The 17205-nt window shown below is 37.4% G+C and carries 16 protein-coding genes; 6 read left to right on the top strand and 10 right to left on the bottom strand.

The annotated features are described in order from the left end of the window. Positions 1-36: 36 nt before the first annotated feature. Entirely contained in the window at positions 37-1848 is a 1812-nt protein-coding gene (locus HME7025_RS09615) for an ABC transporter ATP-binding protein (RefSeq protein WP_109323428.1), read from the top strand. On the opposite strand, the gene HME7025_RS09610 is transcribed toward HME7025_RS09615, so the two are convergent. Continuing rightward, positions 1819-3138: a TolC family protein gene (locus tag HME7025_RS09610; protein ID WP_161956232.1), complete on the bottom strand. Its 1320-nt coding sequence runs from the start codon at positions 3136-3138 to the stop codon at positions 1819-1821. The genes HME7025_RS09615 and HME7025_RS09610 overlap by 30 nt on opposite strands. Before the next feature lie 118 nt (positions 3139-3256). Between HME7025_RS09610 and HME7025_RS09605 the strand changes: the two genes are divergently transcribed. From HME7025_RS09605 to HME7025_RS09595, 3 genes are read left to right on the top strand one after another with little or no spacing between them, the layout of a single operon-like run. After that, positions 3257-4081 (top strand): MOSC domain-containing protein, encoded by an 825-nt coding sequence (locus tag HME7025_RS09605; protein WP_109323426.1) that lies wholly within the window; start codon positions 3257-3259, stop codon positions 4079-4081. Continuing rightward, entirely contained in the window at positions 4068-4865 is a 798-nt protein-coding gene (locus HME7025_RS09600; RefSeq protein ID WP_109323425.1) for a hypothetical protein, read from the top strand. The genes HME7025_RS09605 and HME7025_RS09600 overlap by 14 nt, the downstream gene beginning before the upstream one ends. Then, entirely contained in the window at positions 4846-6111 is a 1266-nt protein-coding gene (locus tag HME7025_RS09595; RefSeq protein ID WP_109323424.1) for an MFS transporter, read from the top strand. The genes HME7025_RS09600 and HME7025_RS09595 overlap by 20 nt, the downstream gene beginning before the upstream one ends. Here the strand turns inward: HME7025_RS09595 and HME7025_RS09590 are convergent. From HME7025_RS09590 to HME7025_RS09550, 9 genes are all read right to left on the bottom strand, one after another. Continuing rightward, the gene (locus HME7025_RS09590) at positions 6108-6665 is read right to left on the bottom strand and encodes a hypothetical protein (protein ID WP_109323423.1); all 558 of its coding nucleotides are present in this window, start codon (positions 6663-6665) and stop codon (positions 6108-6110) included. The two genes, HME7025_RS09595 and HME7025_RS09590, sit on opposite strands and share 4 nt — an antisense overlap. 57 nt (positions 6666-6722) lie before the next feature. After that, entirely contained in the window at positions 6723-7010 is a 288-nt protein-coding gene (locus HME7025_RS09585; protein WP_109323422.1) for an autorepressor SdpR family transcription factor, read from the bottom strand. 63 nt (positions 7011-7073) lie between these two features. Beyond that, a complete protein-coding gene (locus tag HME7025_RS09580) occupies positions 7074-8003 on the bottom strand; it encodes a hydroxypyruvate isomerase family protein (protein WP_109323421.1) in 930 nt (309 codons plus the stop codon). A 2-nt stretch (positions 8004-8005) separates the two neighbouring features. Beyond that, positions 8006-11059 (bottom strand): PVC-type heme-binding CxxCH protein, encoded by a 3054-nt coding sequence (locus HME7025_RS09575; RefSeq protein WP_109323420.1) that lies wholly within the window; start codon positions 11057-11059, stop codon positions 8006-8008. Positions 11060-11134: 75 nt separating this feature from the next. Continuing rightward, the gene (locus tag HME7025_RS09570) at positions 11135-12172 is read right to left on the bottom strand and encodes a glycosyltransferase family 2 protein (protein WP_109323419.1); all 1038 of its coding nucleotides are present in this window, start codon (positions 12170-12172) and stop codon (positions 11135-11137) included. Beyond that, positions 12172-13116 (bottom strand): glycoside hydrolase family protein, encoded by a 945-nt coding sequence (locus HME7025_RS09565; protein WP_109323418.1) that lies wholly within the window; start codon positions 13114-13116, stop codon positions 12172-12174. The genes HME7025_RS09570 and HME7025_RS09565 overlap by 1 nt, the downstream gene beginning before the upstream one ends. Positions 13117-13165: 49 nt before the next feature. Then, positions 13166-13912 carry an NIPSNAP family protein gene (locus tag HME7025_RS09560; RefSeq protein WP_109325085.1) on the bottom strand — a complete coding sequence of 249 codons (747 nt, stop codon included), beginning with the start codon at positions 13910-13912 and terminating at the stop codon, positions 13166-13168. A gap of 224 nt (positions 13913-14136) precedes the next feature. Further along, positions 14137-14709, bottom strand: a complete 573-nt coding sequence (locus HME7025_RS09555) for a hypothetical protein (protein WP_109323417.1) — start codon at positions 14707-14709, stop codon at positions 14137-14139. 63 nt (positions 14710-14772) lie between these two features. Further along, entirely contained in the window at positions 14773-15945 is a 1173-nt protein-coding gene (locus tag HME7025_RS09550; RefSeq protein WP_109323416.1) for a PepSY-like domain-containing protein, read from the bottom strand. A gap of 204 nt (positions 15946-16149) precedes the next feature. Between HME7025_RS09550 and HME7025_RS13380 the strand changes: the two genes are divergently transcribed. Together HME7025_RS13380 and lgt are read left to right on the top strand one after the other, a co-directional pair. Then, the gene (locus tag HME7025_RS13380) at positions 16150-16293 is read left to right on the top strand and encodes a hypothetical protein (RefSeq protein ID WP_154401957.1); all 144 of its coding nucleotides are present in this window, start codon (positions 16150-16152) and stop codon (positions 16291-16293) included. A gap of 76 nt (positions 16294-16369) precedes the next feature. Continuing rightward, positions 16370-17200, top strand: coding sequence for a prolipoprotein diacylglyceryl transferase (lgt, locus tag HME7025_RS09545; protein WP_317046208.1), 831 nt, complete (start codon positions 16370-16372; stop codon positions 17198-17200). Positions 17201-17205 lie beyond the last annotated feature (5 nt).

The raw sequence follows: 17205 nt of genomic DNA, 5'->3' as shown, positions 1-17205 counted from the left end.
GATAAAGATTCTATCTTTGTTAGAAGTAAATTAAGCATGGGCGCACTAAGTCACCTCAATAAATATTTTTGGAAGTATAAATGGCTACTATTCTTAGGTATCCTGTTTACATTTTGTTCTAATTTTTTTGGTGTAGTCCCAGCACAACTCGTGCGTTATGCCTTGGATTTAGTGACAGAGACCATTGATGTTTATTTTCTATTCAAGCAATTTTCTCTTCAAGGAGCCTTTTATGAGGTTTTTGCAGCAACCCTATTTTTCTATGGTGGATTAATTATTTTAATGGCCTTGATTAAAGGAGTCTTTTTGTTTTTAGTTCGTCAAACGCTTATTGTGATGTCGCGTCATATCGAATATGATATGAAAAATGAAATTTATGCGCATTACCAAACTCTGCCTATGTCGTTTTATAGAAAGCAGAATACGGGTGATTTGATGGCTCGTATATCTGAAGATGTAAGTAAAGTACGTATGTATGTGGGCCCTAGTATGATGTATGGTCTTAACCTCATTTGCGTATTTGTATTGGTCATTTACTATATGTGGCATGTCAATCAAACTTTGATGTGGTATGTCTTATTGCCTCTTCCTATATTATCCTTAAGTATATATTATGTCAATTCCCTTGTTTTAAGGAAATCGGAGGAAATTCAAGCGGGTCTATCAACGATCTCTACTTTCGCTCAAGAGGCTTTTTCAGGAATTCGCGTTTTAAAATCATTTGTGCGGGAAAAAGAATCTGTTCAAGCCTTTGCAGATGCGTCGGCAAATTACCGCAAGAAATCCTTGGACTTGGTGAAGGTGGATTCCTTGTTTACGCCTTTGATTTCATTGCTAGTAGGCTTTTCTACACTTTTAGTGGTATATGTAGGTTCGCAAGAAGTGATGGCAGGAAGAATCTCGATTGGTAATATCACAGAGTTTATCATGTATGTATTTATGCTAACATGGCCCGTGACGGCTTTAGGATGGACCAGTTCTCAAATTCAGCGGGCAGCTGCTTCGCAAGGTAGAATCAATGAGTTTTTGCAAGTGAAATCTGAGCTGTTGGTGGGGAAACAAATCCGACAAAAGATTCAGGGTCGATGGACATTTGAACATGTTGATTTTACTTATCCAGGTACAGATCGGACGGTGTTGCGTGATATAGATTTGGAAATAGAGCCAGGTGAATCTGTGGCATTACTCGGTACAACAGGTTCAGGAAAGAGTAGCATAGCGGCTCTGATGGCTCGTTTTTATGATCCAACGGCTGGTAGAATATTATTGGATGGGATAGAGTTGAAAGATTGGGATATGGAATTGGTTCGTACTAACCTAGGCTTTGTACCGCAAGATGTCTTTTTATTTTCAACGAGTATCGCAGAGAATATTCGTTTTGGACAAGCAGACTTAAATCAAGCAGATTTAGAGCAAGCTGCCAAGTATGCTGATGTATATGATAACATCATGGAATTCCCAGATCGATTTAATACGATTTTGGGTGAAAGAGGGGTAACCTTATCTGGAGGTCAAAAACAACGCGTTTCCTTAGCTCGAGCCTTGGCCAAAAATCCAGGAATGTTGGTGTTAGATGATTGTTTGTCAGCGGTGGATACACATACTGAACATAAGATATTGAACCATTTGAAACACATCATGGAAGGTAAAACCTGCCTGATTATTTCTCACCGGGTATCATCTGCCAAATTAGCGAAACGTATTTTTGTATTGCATGAAGGTAGAATTGTAGAGCACGGAACGCATACTACCTTAATGAAAAAGAAGGGAAGTTATTACGAGTTGTATCAGCAACAATTAAATCAAGAAAAGCAAGATTTAGAGCAAGTTTCCACTCAATCTAATTAATTCAATTTCAGCCGTTTTAGCTGCAAATTTAGCTTCAATCAAACGAGTCTCCGCTGCTACTGCATTTCTTTGAACCTCTCTTAATTCATAGGAAGTCGCAATACCAACTTTGAATCGATCAAAAGCAATGTCAATGTTTTGCTTAGCTATGCCGTAATTTTCTGTTTCCAGGTTGATTAAATTTAAGGCATTTTCATAATTAACATAGGCTTTTTCAATGTTAGATACCAAGGTATTTTTCAAGTCTAAAACTTGTAAATCCGCAATTTCTGCATTGATTTTGGCATTTTGGATACGACGCTTTTGATTGCTGCCGTCAAAAATATTGATGGAGGCACGAATACCATAGTTCATCACATCACTACTTCCTCGGGAAACACCAAAACCAGCTCCATTGTTAACTGTACTGTAGTTGTATCCAGCAACTAAGTCAATGACAGGTTGTTGCTGACTTTGTAAATTTTTAATATCCATGTCAGCTACTTTTTTGTTTAAAAGAGCTGAAATCAAATTTGGGTTTTGCTGTAAAGCTTGATTCTTTAATTCTTCCAATTTCAATTTTGGCAATAATTCAATGGTTGAAACTACATCAAAATCGATCATGTGCTCTCTAACCAAAAGTGTATTGAAATAAATCTTAGTGCTTAAGTAGGATTGCTCTTGAGCTAATAATAGAGCTTTATCTTCATTATAATCAACTTGTGCTGAATAAAAATCCACTTTTGAACCTTGGCCCACTTCAAAACGATCTTTGGCTAATTTCAAGCGGTCATTAGAAATCTCTAATCCTTTTTTGAAGTTATTGACACGTAAATCTTGACGAATGATATCGTAATAAGAAGCGCTAATTAAAGCAATTAAGTTTTCGATGGTAGCTTCAGTTTGCTTTGCACCTAGGTTTTGCAATTCTTTAAAACGATCTCTTAGAATAAACATTCCTTTTCCATCATACAAGGTCCACACCATGGCGACACCTGTATTAGAAGAGTTGGAGTTTACACCTGATTGAACTAAAGGAGCACGTAAGCCCCCAAAAAACTCCTGATCTAAGCCAGAAATGGTATAGTTTTTGTTGAAGTTCCCGGTAATGGTTGGTAGAAACCCTGCATTACCTAATGTATTGTCATTAAGAGCTTGTTTCTCTCTTTTTTTGGCAATTTGTATCGAATAGTGGTTCTGTAATCCTTGTTGAATCGCATCTTCTAAACTCAAGTTTTTCTGTGCTTGAGATGGAAATATACTTACTGAAAACGCAACTAGGAGGCTAAAGCTTAGGCCTGATATCTTCATAAGGTAATCTATTTGGCATATATAATTAACAAACATAGTGATTTTGAAGCATTTTTCGATACACATACCACACAAGTACCCATAGCTATTTTGATCTGTTTTTAGCTATTTTTGTTTTATGCCTACTTTAGAAATAACACAACTCTATATTTATCCTATCAAATCATTAGGAGCTTTAGCTTTGCCTGAGGCTCAATTGGAGGTTCAAGGCCTTGCTGGAGATCGGCGATACATGTTGGTTGATGAGCAAGGAAAGTTTATTACTCAGCGGACTCTTCCAGATCTAACGCGATTTCAATTAAGTCTTGACCCGAGTGGATTCTTGGTGGAAGATAGGGAGTTGGGAAAATCTAAAATATTGCATCACTCGGTTGAACTGGGCGATGCTATGTCAGTAGAAATTTGGGATGATCAAGTAGAAGCCCGTATCGTACTCGATAATTGGTCTGAATGGTTTAGTCAAATCTTACAGGAGAAAGTGTATTTAGTTCATTTGGATGATGCTTCTCCTCGCTTAATGAAGGAGAAATATCAAACTTCATTATCTAAAGAAAGTTCATTTGCCGATGCTTTACCCATTTTACTTTGTTCTGAGGCCTCTTTTGAGGCGTTGGAGAGTCAATTAGGGGAGACAGTTGATCGTTTACGGTTTCGTCCCAATATTATTGTAAAAGGAACTCAGGCCTTTGAGGAAGATACTTGGAAGCAAATCCAAATAGGGGATGTGTTGTTATTTGGAGCAAAACCTTGTGCTCGCTGTCAATTGATCACAGTCCATCCCAAGCAAGGGACAATCCACAAAGAAGTATTAAGCGCATTGTCCCAAATTCGCAAGATTGGGAACAAGGTATATTTTGGACAGCAGTTTGTTCCAGAGAGTTTAGGGAAATTAGCTGTAGGAGATCAAATTAGAGTTCAAATCCAACAAGATGCGGTTTATTAAAATAGCCCACTTATTAAGTTTCGATGTTGTTTGTGGCACTCTAGCTTTTCAAGCCCTATTGCACGAACTATTTTTAAAAGAAATGCCTAGTCGGTCAGAACAAATCTCCTTGGCATGTGCTGTTTGGGGAATTTACCTCATCGATCGAATGATAGATCGGAAAAAAGGTGTTCTGCAAGATGAGCGTCATTCATTCCAATCACAATATGCGAACTTAATTAAGATAATCGTATTTGTATTACTGCTGATTGGAGGCTTGAGTTTACGAGTTTTAGATCCCTCATTAATTTATTTCGGCTTAAGTTTGTGCTTCATCCTGCTGATTTATTGGGTATTGTGGTATTTTGGAGCATTTAGTCGAATTCCTTTCAGCAAGGAATTTATGACGGCCTTAATTTATACCCTTGGAGTAGGAGCTACAACTTGGTATCGCATACCAACAACTCAAAGGACTGTTATATTGGGGACAAGTCTATTTTTGTTAGTCCTGCAAAATTTAATCATGTTCAATGCATGGGAATTGGAAGAGTATGGGGATACGAATGTAGGATGGCCTTATTGGAAGTATCTTTTAATTGGAATTGAAGTGCTTTTTTTATTACTATTCATAGTTGTACTATTTTACTTGGATGAAAAAATCACTTTTGTGCCATTTGCCATTACATTTGCCATACAAAGTTGGATTCATTACTTTTCAAAAAACAAGTTAGCATCTCGCATTTGGGGAGAACTAGCTTATTGTAGTCCTATTCTCTATTTCGCCTATGAGTTTTTTTCAAAATAAGGACGCTTACAGCGCATTAAAATTCCCAGAATTTAGGGCTTTCATTGTAGGTAATACGTTATTTACCATGGCTTTGTTGATGCAAGAAGTCATCGTTTCATATGAAATTTATAAAATTACTCATAATCCTTTGGCCTTAGGCTTAATCGGCTTGGCGGAAGTGATTCCTTATATTTCTTTAGCGTTATTTGGAGGGCATTATGCTGATAACAGAGATAAGCGAAAGATTATGCAAATATCTTTATCTGTCATCATTTTTGGATCTTTTTTATTACTCTATTCAAGTCTTCAATTAGACTCACAAAGCCCTGATTTTCATATTTATACGATTTATTTTGTCATTTTTCTGATTGGCTTGGCCAAAGGTTTTTTTAGTCCTGCGGCATCATCCCTAAACCCATTCTTAGTTCCTAAAGAAGTTTTTGCGAATGCAGCCACATGGAATAGTTCTTTTTGGCAATTAGGGGCAATTTTAGGTCCTGGTATGGCTGGATTTCTGTATGCCTATTTGGGATTAGCAGGTTCTTTAGAAACGGTGATTGTGTTTTTATTGGGGGTGATGACCTGTTTGTTTTTTATTAAGAAAAGGCCTGTTCCTCCTAAAGCAGTTACCCATGAATCCATTTGGCAAAGCTTAAAAGAGGGAATTGTTTATGTTTTTAAAACCAAAATTATCTTGTATGCTATTTCCTTGGATTTGTTTTCAGTTTTGTTTGGAGGTGTGATTGCCATCTTACCGATTTTTGCAGAGGATATACTGAAAGTAGGTGCTGAAGGATTGGGTATTTTACGAGCGGCACCTTCCATTGGGGCCTTGATATCCATGGCCTTCATGATCTATTTTCCACCTTTGGAAAAGGCCTGGAGAAATTTACTTATAGCTATTGCTGGATTTGGCATTGCCACCATGGTATTTGGAATATCAACTAATTTTTGGATATCCGTGGTTGCCTTATTTTTTACTGGAGCATTTGATTCGGTGAGTGTAGTAATCCGACAAACCGTTTTACGCTTTTATACGCCCGATGAAATGCGGGGTAGGGTATCTTCTGTGAATGGAATTTTTGTTAGTTCTTCGAATGAACTTGGGGCTTTTGAATCAGGAGTTATGGCCAAAATGATGGGAACAGTTCCATCGGTTTTGGTTGGAGCTACGGCAACCTTAGTAATTGTTAGCTTAGTTGCACTGAATTCGAAGGATTTACTGAAACTAAAAGTGGCAAAGAAAGTGGAATCCGAGGATTAACTAATATGTGCTTCTTGGGCTAATCTTTCTTTTTCTTCCGCTTCTTCTTTGTCTTTTCTTGCTTTGATTTGTTCAGGCCAATGTTTTAAAACTTCAGCAATGTGCTTTTTGCTCTCTTGAGCCCATTGTATATCTTCAATTTTGCGAATCGGCTCTGCATTTTCGCCCAATAAAGCAGGCATGATTTTGAGGAAATAATCTTTAAGTTTTAAATCCCCTTTTTTGTTTTTAGAAACCACGACACTTGCTTCGCAATTGAATAAAGAAACTAATCCATCAGAAGTATTACCTTCCGAGAAATAGAAATGGTCCAAATTGTGGATATCGACAAATTCGGATGATATCAACGTAGAACCTTGATAATGAAGCGTCTTTAAGGATTCCTCATTGACTACCACAAATGAAATTCGTTGTTTTCCTGATTTTTCTGCAAAATAATCACCGATCGACTGGAAGAAATTACGCTTCGGTAATTGAATTACTCCAAGTCCAACCCAATGGGAGGGAAGTTCTGAACGAAGAAAAGATAATGACGCTGGAAGTGAATGATTCATAGGATTGGCAATTTGGTACCCGAAATTAAGGAAAGATTAGTTTATGTCAAACCCAAATTATAGTCGGATTTTAGGCTTAGGCAATTCAAAAAACAATGTAAAGGGTTGAAACCAAGCGTGTATGGATTCAAAACCCGACTTATTAAGGGTATAGACCAAGAATTGCCCTTTCTTGCTGAAATCAACCAGTTGGGCTTGTTTTAGTAAATCCAAGTGATGAGAAATACTAGGCTTAGTCATGTTAAATTGCTGAGCAATCATTCCAGCATTTTGTGGTCCATGAGTCAAAAAGCGAAGTATCTCTCTTCGAGTTGGGTCATTGATAGCTTTGAATACAATATCCATAATATCTTAAATAGTTAAACAAATATTTAAATATAAAGGTAGTATTCCAAATATTCAATGGAATTATCCTTTGTCTTCCTTACGATACGCTTCAATTAATTTCACTTCACCCTCTTTTCCAGGATAAAAATTACCATGTTCCATACCTAATACTCCGGTATATCCTTTCTTTCTTAGATGTTTGAAAATATTCGCATGATTGACTTCTCCCGTGGTAGGTTCTTTTCTCCCTGGATTATCACCAATTTGTAAATAGGCTATTTCTTCCCAGCATAAATCCATATTGGCTATCATATTTCCTTCATTACGTTGCATGTGGTACATATCAAATAAGATTTTACAAGCAGGGCTTCCTACGGCCCGACAAATCATATACGACTGGTCAGAGTAGCGAAGAAATAAATCTGGGTTATCACTTAATGGTTCTAAGACCATCGTTAAATTATGCGGTTCAAAAATCTCAGCACCACGTTTAAGGTTGTCGATCACATGGCCAGTCTGAACTCCTAAAGGTAGTTTACGATTGAAGTTTCCTGGTACTACGGTCATCCACTTGGCATTGCAACGCTTGGCTGTTTCAACGGCTGTTTTGCAAGCTTTGATGAACATTTCTGTGGCTTCTTTTTTGCCAGTGGTCATGTGTTGGGTATCAAAAAAACCATCAAACTTCACAACAAAAACACCCATGGTCATGCCTAATTTAGTGAGTGTCTCACCAATTTTTGCTTGAAGCTCAGGGCTTTTACCCATCATGTCATTGTCTTCCAAGGCACGGAATCCCATCTCATGCATGAATTTCAATTGATCTATTTCATCATTTCCAGCATGATTTTTAAACATACCAAAATGTGGTGCATATTTTAAGCTAAAAGGAGGCTCAGCAGCCAAGCTGTGTATTTGACTTGATGAAGCAGCTAAAGTAGGTTGGCTACTTGTAATACCTGCTCCTAATAAGCTTCCGCCCATCATTTGGGCAAAGGAACGACGATCCATGTTTATTTCTTTTTTAAGGTAGTTAAATATTCGACTAGGTTGACTAAATCCGTGGTGCTCATAGCATCAGCTAATCCTTCTGGCATCATAGAATTAGGTAATTGTTTGACTGATTTCAAGGCTGAGGTTTTGAAATTTTGTACCATACCTCCTGGTAATTTCAAAATGATATCTGTTTCATTCTTAGAACTAATGATTCCTTGGTAGTTTTCTCCAGATTTAGTTAAAATTTCATAGGTTTCATAGCCAAAATTAATCCCAGCGTTGGGGTGCATAATGGATACGAACATGCCGTCTTTGGATAGTTTAGAGCCAATCTCGGTAAGTTTTGGTCCGAAATCAATACCTTCCTGATATACTTGGTGGCACATTGAGCATTGATCTACAAAAACCTTAATACCTGCCTGAGCATTTCCTTTTTGTCCTAATAGTGTATTCAAATCGGGATGCTTGGTTTTGGTATTTTGACTACTTCCTCCCAAATAGGAATTAGCTTCCATTCGAACGGCTTTTCTCCAAGTTCGACTCACACCTTCCACTACTGATGGAATGAATTCAGTGCTTACTTTTTTATTTTTCAAGATATCCAGCACATAGTTTTCTCCATTGGCAGAATTTCCTAAACTTCGGGCAGCTTCTTTTCTAATGCTCATGGATAGATTTTTTTGATTCATGGCATCAAATAACAAGGATAACGTGTTAGGCTGGCCTATCCAGCGAATGGATTCAATGATGGCTTTTTTCTGGTCTTCATTGCCTGTTTGGAATGTTTTGGAAATCAATGCAGCTCCACCATTCAATTTATACATGATAGATCCAGCTTTTCGGCTCTGCTTCCCAGTCAAAATCATTTGAAGGACATGATCTTTTTCTTCTGCCAATTCATATTTCTCAACCAGTTCTAGGTATTCAATTTCAGATGTTTTCGGGAGTAAATCTCTTAGCACTTTTTTAGCATCAGCATTGGATGCGATAAATGATGGGTTGATATGTCGTAAGCCAATCAATTGTGCTTCTGTTTGACCTTGGAAGTTTTTAGCAATTAAATCAATTAACATACTTGATTTTTTATCACTTGGGATAAAGTCAAGAGCTCTGAAATAACGAAGTTTTTGAGATAATGCTTGATTACTTTTTAATTCGGTAAAGATATATGGAAGGGCAATTTCCGTTCTGGATCTCCACACAACATCTTGGAATGCTGGAGATGTAGGATTCACAGAAAGGGCTAAATATGCATTTAATCGACTGTTCCAAAGACCATCAGCACCTATGCCTAAAGCTTCCAAATACCAGCGGTCTTGCCCAGTATGTTGTTGGGCTAATTGTGCCCAAAGTACATCTGCTTGTGAGTCTTGGATATGTCTCAAAGCAATAGCTAATTCTCTACGTACTTGTGGATTTTCATCCTTAGCCCAAGCAGCAGCAAGCTCCTTCCATTGACTGAATGGAGTTCTTTTCGCCTGACGAATAGCCATCATGCGGATATCGGCTAATCCATCCTTTGCCGCCAAATTTAAGTAATGCTGAGCTTTACTTGTTTTCATCAGTGCCCAGAAAGCACGCGCTTTCATACGAGGATTGATATTATTTTGGTAGGATTTTTCTAAGGCTGCTTCAGCGGATTGTCCCCACGTCATTAATTTTTTAAATGCCAAATACCTTTGAGCCAAATTAGGGTTTTCCAATGCAAGAATGGCGTTCTCTGGTGTATTTAATGGCATTGACTTTACTTGGTAAGCATGTCCTTTGGGAGCAACTCGGTAAATTCTACCTTTTGTTTGATCTCCAGCTTGATGACCACCAACACCTGGATCATACCAATCAGCAATAAATACAGAACCATCTGGGGCAGCAGTGACATCGGCTGGTCTAAACCATTGATCATTAACACCTTCTACCAAAGGTAAAATACTCGCTTCAAAGCCTGCACCTTGGGCTTTCACAGGATAGCTGCGAACTACATTCGGGCCAGCATCGCAGTGAATCATTTGATTTTGAAAGGCCTTTGGTAATAAATTGCCTTCATATAAAATCATCCCAGTAGGAGAGCCAGATCCAGTTTGCAATAAATTTGGAACCACTCCTGGGTCATTCAAGTGCCAATGTCTACTAGGGATCTCTGGTTCAATATTGGTACGATTCGCAGACCAACCCGCATCACTCATTTCATCACGGTATCCATAGTTTCCATGTTCCATCACGAAATTGATTCTCACACCTTTGTTACCATCATCATCATTATCTGATTGCCATAATCCACCATAGGAATCAACTGCTACTTCATAATTGTTTCTGAAATTATGTCCGAGTACCTCTACCTGTGAGCCATCCACATTGCAACGGAACACCATGCCTTGCTTGTATTTTTTAGGGCCAATTGGGTCTCCATCTTGATCTAAAACCGCTTTTCCTTGTGCATCCAATAATTGTCCCCCTTCATTTCCAAAGTTGAAATATAGTTTTCCATCTGGACCAAAAGTAAAGGCATGAGCACCATGATCATGTTGCTCTCCACCAATCCCTTGAAACATCACTTCTTTTCGATCCGCTTTTCCATCTCGATTATCGTCGAACATTCTCCAGATGTAGGGACTTTGAGAAACGATGACCATGGAATCAAGTACAGCAATGCCAAGAGGGGCATTTAATTCAGGAGATTGATAGAATATTTTTCTTGAATCCGCTTTTCCGTCACCATTGGTATCTTCAAGTATCAAGACTTTGTCGCCCTGTGAGTTAGTTGGGTTTCCATTGATATTTGGACGGTAGTTGTAGGCCTCCACCACCCAAACACGACCTTGTGCATCGACATCAATGTTGGTTGGATTTTGAAGCATTGGTTCAGATGCAAACAGGGTAATTTCTAATTCAGGATGTATTTTTAATCCTTTTAAGGCATTTTCTGATTGTCTTTTTTGTGATTCAGTTAAAGAATCCAATAAGACTTGGCCCCAACGAGCAGATTGGTTTTTATAGAAAGAAGATGCAAATAATAAGGCAAAGAGAGACAATGCCGTGAATAAAAAAGGCTTTTTAGAAGAAGTCAAATTCATAAGTATATGTTTTTCCGTAGAATACCTATAAATTTCAATTAAAACCCTGTAAAATCCTAATGGACTTATCCTGTTTTATGAACGGATTCCAAAAAAACGATTGATTTTTTTTCGGAAAGCTAAATAGGCCAAAAAGGAATCTGCCGTGAAAACATGTTCTTTAAACAGTTTTTTCCAGTCTTCGAGATGGAGTTTTTGGGGAGCATGAGCAGAAGCTTTCCACAGATAATAACATCTTTTCAGAAATGATTTTTCGTTCTCCGTAATCCTAGTTAAAAGTAAATGATATTCAAAGAGGATAGGTTGGATTAAATACTGGTATTTAGCATGTGTATATTCATTGATTTTGGAATACATGAATATACGATTGTAAATAAATGAAGCCGATTTATTACTGTCAGTATAGCTCATGCCGCCTTCGTTTTTTCGATAAACAGACATCGTCTCAGGCAAATAGGCAATTGGGCCTTCTTCTGCCAATATAACATAGAGCGGAATATCCCCGCTTTTGGAATGAAAAAACCAATCAGGTAAGGTCTTAACTAGCTTTTTTCGCATCATGACACTGGCAGTTGCCATGAACCATGCTTCTCGTTCTTTTAATAAATCGGTTGAATGGACCCAAGGGGCCTGGTCGACAGGATTAATTAATGTTGGGACTCTCCCTGTGCCATCTTCATAGATGATTTGAGCATTATGAAAACAGGCTGATGCTTCTGGGTGGCTATCTAGAAAATCAACTTGTTTTTGGAGTTTATCAGATGAAGTCCAATAATCATCTCCTTCAATATGGACGATGTATTCACCTTGACAATCAAAAAAGCAATGCAAAAAATTCACTTTTGCCCCTACATTTTCTGGCCGAATGTAGGCTTTGATTTTTTCAGGGAAACGGTCAGCATAGGATTTGACAATAGAAGCGGTATTGTCTGGAGAATGATCTTCTCCAATAATGATTTCAAATTCAAAATCCGTCTTTTGTTGCAGAATGTTGTCTAAACAAGTTTGGATATATTGCTCATGCTTATAGGTAATTAGGCAAACGGAAACCTTGGGTTGTTTGGCCGTTTGAGGATTACCATAAAGCTGATGATTCAAGTAACTAAAATCCATTATTTATCTTCTAAAATGGCATAACCTACGCCGCTTTGACCGAAATGATTTCCATTATAAAATAGAATTGTTTTTTCTTGATGACGGATAACCAAAGGATATTCAATCATTTCGTAATCCCAATCTTGCTCATTGTCACTTACATCAATACCAGCTAATCCGTCTTGTCTTTCCCAATGGATTCCATCGCTTGATTCTGCATAGTAAATTCGGTAGGAACGAGAGCGATTGGTACGATAATCGGTACATGCTCTGGCTGAAAACCACATTTTATAAACTCCATTCTCAATTAGAACTGTTGGTCTGGAAATTCCTCCTTCTATTTCATCGCGATAATCAATAGCAACTTGTCCTTTTCTATCCCAGTTGATTCCATCGGTAGACTCTGCATATTTTATATGGTAACAAGGCTCCATTAAATTGCCATCTGGAAGCCAATGTGTGCAGTTTAAATACCAAACTTTGTATTTGCCTTGGTCATAAAGGAAACATGCGGAACCATTAAAGAAGGGTTCTGTAGCTGTGGTGCTTATGATGGGACCTTGGAATTTTTTAGTAAAATGGATGCCATCTGTAGAAGAGGCTAAACCTAATGCATTGTGGTATGGTATGGTATTTCTGACGGTCCAACCAATGTAATAAAGCCACTTTTCCTCTCCATTTTGTAAAAACCAAGTAGGCATAATGCCACAATCATCAAAGGTTCCGGGTTCCCCTAAAGATAAAATGGGTTCAGGATGAACGTACAAGATGTTTGATAAATTATTGGAATCTAAATCAATGAAGGATGCTTGGCAGCGCCCTTTGGAATCGCGGGCAGAATAATATAAACGGATTCGATCCGGGTAGTTTGTATCAGCACAAACTACGTGTGCATATTTTTTTTGATTCCATTCAGATTGACCATCTGGACAAAAGAGTAAGCCTTGTTTATTCCAACGCATAATTTTTCTTTGTTGTCCCGAATTTTCGGGACAACAAAGATACAAAGCTTTATCGGATAGTTGAAAATGTCGTTGGATGCATGTAGATAGATTCTACTTTGTCGACAATTTTTCCATTTTTTTCAGATTCGTCGCGGACTTTAATCCAATTTGGATCTTTTCTGAACTCATCGAAAGAAGCTTTACCTGCAGCTTCACTATCATGAGCTAAAAGATAAACCAAACGTGGTTGTACGTTAGGGTCTTTTTCAATGGTCTTAAAATAGGCAATGTTCGTCATACCATGTTTTTTGAACAATTTGGTGGTATGATTTCTAAAGCGAGCTAAGATGTTATCGATATTATTGGGCGTAGCTGTATAAGTTCTTAATTCAATAGCACGATCGACGCTCTTGTGTGAAGGTTTAATTTTTGGACTAAAATCAGTAGCCATCATGAAAGTACTTTCTACTTTAGCTACAATTTTACCTGTTTCTTCTGATTTTCTGGCTACTTCTTTCCACTCTGGATCACGACCAAAACGTTTCCATGAGCTATCACGCTCTACTTGGTTAGGGTAGGACAAAATGTAGTAAAGCGCATTTTTTTCATTGTTGTTAGGAATCCAATATCCCACATTCGTCATACCATGTTTTTCGAAAATTTTGGTTGTATGGTTTGTAAAACGTTGGATTAACGCGTCTAATCTACCTGGGTGGCAATAATAAACACGTAATTCGTAATAACGGCTGTCTGGTTTTTTCGCAATCATCTGAATAGAGACGAATAATAGGAGGAGAGTAAATAATTTTTTCATAGGTAATGTTGGGGTAAAATGGTTGTAATGTGTTTGTAATTTTGTTAAAAGTTTAGCTAGTGCACAGAATTTAGATTTTTCACTCATTTGTCACTCAGATTTGTCAACTCTTCAAGAGTTGACAAATCTAAAAGAATAGACATAAATAAATCTCAAGGCAAAGGTATGATTTGAATTAAGTTTTTTATCCTGCTTATTGATTATTTTAATCAAAGACTTGATTTTTAGGCACCTAGTCGATTTGATAGAATTTTGTGAATTAATAAAAAAAGCATTTCTGGTTTGGCTGTTCGCCAATTAGGAATTTGTAAAGTGCCCCCAAAATTGATGTAATAATCGATTTTATATTTATTCCATTCCTTTTCAATGAATTCAGGGAAACAAAGTCCTGCTATCCAGCCATCTTCCACTTCTTCAAACCATTCAGCGTAATAATCATCTTCCCAAGAACCATGAAAATTAAACACATTTTCACCCACTAGAATGAAGTATTTGATACCTGCAGCTAATAAATGGTCTATTACACCGCGTTTAAATAACATGATGTCATTGTGCAAGGTATCGTTCCATTCACCCATCAATTCTATGACTGTAAATTGTAAGGAGTAATCTGTGAAAAGTATTTTGCAATAGAGCGTTTCAGAGTCTATATCATCCCAAAGTGGGTGAATATAATAGCTATAAATCGTATTAATATATTCTGTATTGGAATATGATCTTCCGTAAAATGGCGATTTAGGGTCTTGGGAGGCATTATATATAGATTCCCATTGATAGGAAGGTTCAATTTCTTGCATAGCACTCGAAATAACAAAAAAAGGCTTGCGAGAGCAAGCCTTTTTAAACAATCAACCTAATAATTAAAGTTTATGAGCACTCTTGAAATTTCCAGAGAGGTCAAATTCAACTTTATACTTTTTATCAGCAACCGTAATGATTACTTCAATTTCATAAGCTGCACCGTCTTTACTAACTGAAACAGCTTTTGTTAATGCCCAACCAGCATAAGTTTTATCTAAGTAAGAAATAGCGGTTGATGGGATATTATCTTTCGTAATTTCAGTTATCGTGAAGTTGGCAGGGCTAGGATTGTCTTTGGGTCCTTTGCCAGCATTAGCTATATAATTGAAATCTTTGTCAAACATATACGTTTGAGTGCTTCCCCCAACGGTAACCACTACATGGTAGTGTATTGCCACATTGTCTTTTTGTACAGAAACGGCATTTTTCAAAGTCCATCCTGCCGCATTTTTGTTTAAATAATCAATGATAGCTTGTGGCAATGTTGTAATGTCAGTTTTTGTGATATTGATATCATTCTTACTTTCCTCTTCACTCGAAAGTATTTTTCCTGAAGCATCTAATTTTAAATCCCAAATTTTTCCATCTTTTTCAGCATGAACATGGTATGTCGCCACCCCATTTGCGTCCAATCGCATGACGGCATTTTTGAATGTATAACCAGTAATAGCAGCTTGTACAGCAGCAGGAAGGTCAGTTAAGGCTAATTGACTCACAGCCGCTCCCATACCTTTTCCTCCTTTTTCTCCTTTTTTACCTTCAATGGTAGAGATCACAGCTCCAGTTTCGTCGAATAAAATAGAATATACCTTGTCTTCTACTTTAATCTCTACACGATAAGTGATTGGAGTGCCCGAAGTCTTTTTGCCTGCATGAATGAAAGTATAACTCGCATACTTACCTTTTAAATAGGTCGTAATTGCAGCCGGTAATTCCGTTTCTGTAATGCGAGTAAAAGCTTCTTTGATTTCCCCCGTTTTGCTTAATACCACTTGTGATTCTGTGTTACTTAACACAATGTTGGCACCATACAAGGAATTACTTTGTAATACATAATAATCTACTTGCGCAGATGGGTAAGTGTTTGTTACGGTTGTTTTAACAGCAGTTGGGACAAAATTCTGACTAACAAAGCCAGTGGCATCCGATGTAGGATTCAATGCATCCTCTTTTGAGCAGCTTGCTAGACCAACGCTAGCTACAAGGGCGAATGTAAGCAATTGATTTTTCATAAGTATAAATTTTATTTTGACTGTTAAACGGCGTTTGATTTCGTTTTCGTATCAAAAATATAAGATGATTCGGTACGCTCATGCAACCAATCGACCAATGGGCGCATCTTGACTACCAATCATCACAAATAAATAAATAATTATAGTACCTTGTATTGCAAAGTACTATATGTTTACTACATTTGTCTATCAATCAATAAACATATGAAAAAGAAGGTTGTTGTTCTATTAATACTAGGAGTGCTTTTTGCCTCAGATACTTTTGCTTTAGGTTTTCCTCACCGTTTATTTCCTGCTAAAGTCCTAAAGAAGGCCGTTAGTTTCGTGATTCCTAAGGTTCAAAAATAATATTCGCATCCACGACGTTTGGCAATTATCCTAAATTTTGTCTTAAATTTGAATTGCTATATTTAACGTCAATCCCATGATTTTATCGTTTATTGATTGGAATCCCGATCCAACCATTTTTGAATTGTTTGGATTTCCAGTTCGTTGGTACGGACTATGTTTTGCCTTAGCTTTTCTAGCTGGATTTCAAGTGTTAAGCTATATTTTTAAAAAAGAGGGGAGACCAGCTGAACAAGCCGATCATTTATTGATCTATGCCATGGTGGCTACAGTGATTGGAGCAAGGGTTGGGCATTATTTCTTCTATGAATTTCCCTTATTGCAAGCTGATCCTATTCGCTTTTTCACTCAAATGATTATTCCTCCCTATTCTGGTTTAGCATCACATGGTGCTGGGATTGGGCTTTTCACTGCTTTTTATTTATACACAAAAAAATATCCAGGTCAATCCTATTTATATGTGACAGACCGTGTCGTTCCTACAGTAGCTTTGGGCGGTTTTTTTATCCGTATGGGTAATTTAATGAATTCAGAAATTGTTGGAAAACCGACTCAATTGCCTTGGGGATTTAAGTTTTACCGAGATACGGAGTTTAATTCCATGGGTAATGCAGAAGTTTTAGCTAGGCATCCTTCTCAGCTCTATGAAGCACTTTCTTGTTTGCTACTCTTCTTTATCATCATGTGGTTTTGGTCAAAGAAAAAGGAGAAAACGCAGGAAGGTTTAATCACAGGTTGGTTTATGATTACCTTGTTTGCATTTCGTTTTCTCTATGAATTTTTGAAAGAAAATCAGAGCGAATTTGAAAATTACATGACCTTGAACATGGGGCAAATCTTATCAATCCCAGCCATGCTTTTTGGTGTAGCTGTATTGATTTATGCGAAAAAAAATCCAGCCCCTTAAATTCA

The organism is Aquirufa nivalisilvae, assembly GCF_003143535.1.
Taxonomy (GTDB): Bacteria; Bacteroidota; Bacteroidia; order Cytophagales; family Spirosomataceae; genus Aquirufa; species Aquirufa nivalisilvae.
Note: the sequence above shows the minus strand (reverse complement) of the source record. Positions and strands in the feature narration are given on the sequence as shown.

What these genes read in the sequence shown, in the direction of transcription:
- HME7025_RS09600 (WP_109323425.1), top strand. Translation starts at nt 4,068, where the DNA reads ATGCGGTTTATTAAAATAGCCCACTTATTAAGTTTCGATGTTGTTTGT.
- HME7025_RS09605 (WP_109323426.1), top strand. Translation starts at nt 3,257, where the DNA reads ATGCCTACTTTAGAAATAACACAACTCTATATTTATCCTATCAAATCA.
- HME7025_RS09560 (WP_109325085.1), bottom strand. Translation starts at nt 13,912, where the DNA reads ATGAAAAAATTATTTACTCTCCTCCTATTATTCGTCTCTATTCAGATG.
- HME7025_RS09595 (WP_109323424.1), top strand. Translation starts at nt 4,846, where the DNA reads ATGAGTTTTTTTCAAAATAAGGACGCTTACAGCGCATTAAAATTCCCA.
- HME7025_RS09610 (WP_161956232.1), bottom strand. Translation starts at nt 3,138, where the DNA reads ATGAAGATATCAGGCCTAAGCTTTAGCCTCCTAGTTGCGTTTTCAGTA.
- HME7025_RS09590 (WP_109323423.1), bottom strand. Translation starts at nt 6,665, where the DNA reads ATGAATCATTCACTTCCAGCGTCATTATCTTTTCTTCGTTCAGAACTT.
- HME7025_RS09565 (WP_109323418.1), bottom strand. Translation starts at nt 13,116, where the DNA reads ATGCGTTGGAATAAACAAGGCTTACTCTTTTGTCCAGATGGTCAATCT.
- lgt (WP_317046208.1), top strand. Translation starts at nt 16,370, where the DNA reads ATGATTTTATCGTTTATTGATTGGAATCCCGATCCAACCATTTTTGAA.
- HME7025_RS09550 (WP_109323416.1), bottom strand. Translation starts at nt 15,945, where the DNA reads ATGAAAAATCAATTGCTTACATTCGCCCTTGTAGCTAGCGTTGGTCTA.
- HME7025_RS09555 (WP_109323417.1), bottom strand. Translation starts at nt 14,709, where the DNA reads ATGCAAGAAATTGAACCTTCCTATCAATGGGAATCTATATATAATGCC.
- HME7025_RS09585 (WP_109323422.1), bottom strand. Translation starts at nt 7,010, where the DNA reads ATGGATATTGTATTCAAAGCTATCAATGACCCAACTCGAAGAGAGATA.
- HME7025_RS13380 (WP_154401957.1), top strand. Translation starts at nt 16,150, where the DNA reads ATGAAAAAGAAGGTTGTTGTTCTATTAATACTAGGAGTGCTTTTTGCC.
- HME7025_RS09575 (WP_109323420.1), bottom strand. Translation starts at nt 11,059, where the DNA reads ATGAATTTGACTTCTTCTAAAAAGCCTTTTTTATTCACGGCATTGTCT.
- HME7025_RS09615 (WP_109323428.1), top strand. Translation starts at nt 37, where the DNA reads ATGGGCGCACTAAGTCACCTCAATAAATATTTTTGGAAGTATAAATGG.
- HME7025_RS09580 (WP_109323421.1), bottom strand. Translation starts at nt 8,003, where the DNA reads ATGGATCGTCGTTCCTTTGCCCAAATGATGGGCGGAAGCTTATTAGGA.
- HME7025_RS09570 (WP_109323419.1), bottom strand. Translation starts at nt 12,172, where the DNA reads ATGGATTTTAGTTACTTGAATCATCAGCTTTATGGTAATCCTCAAACG.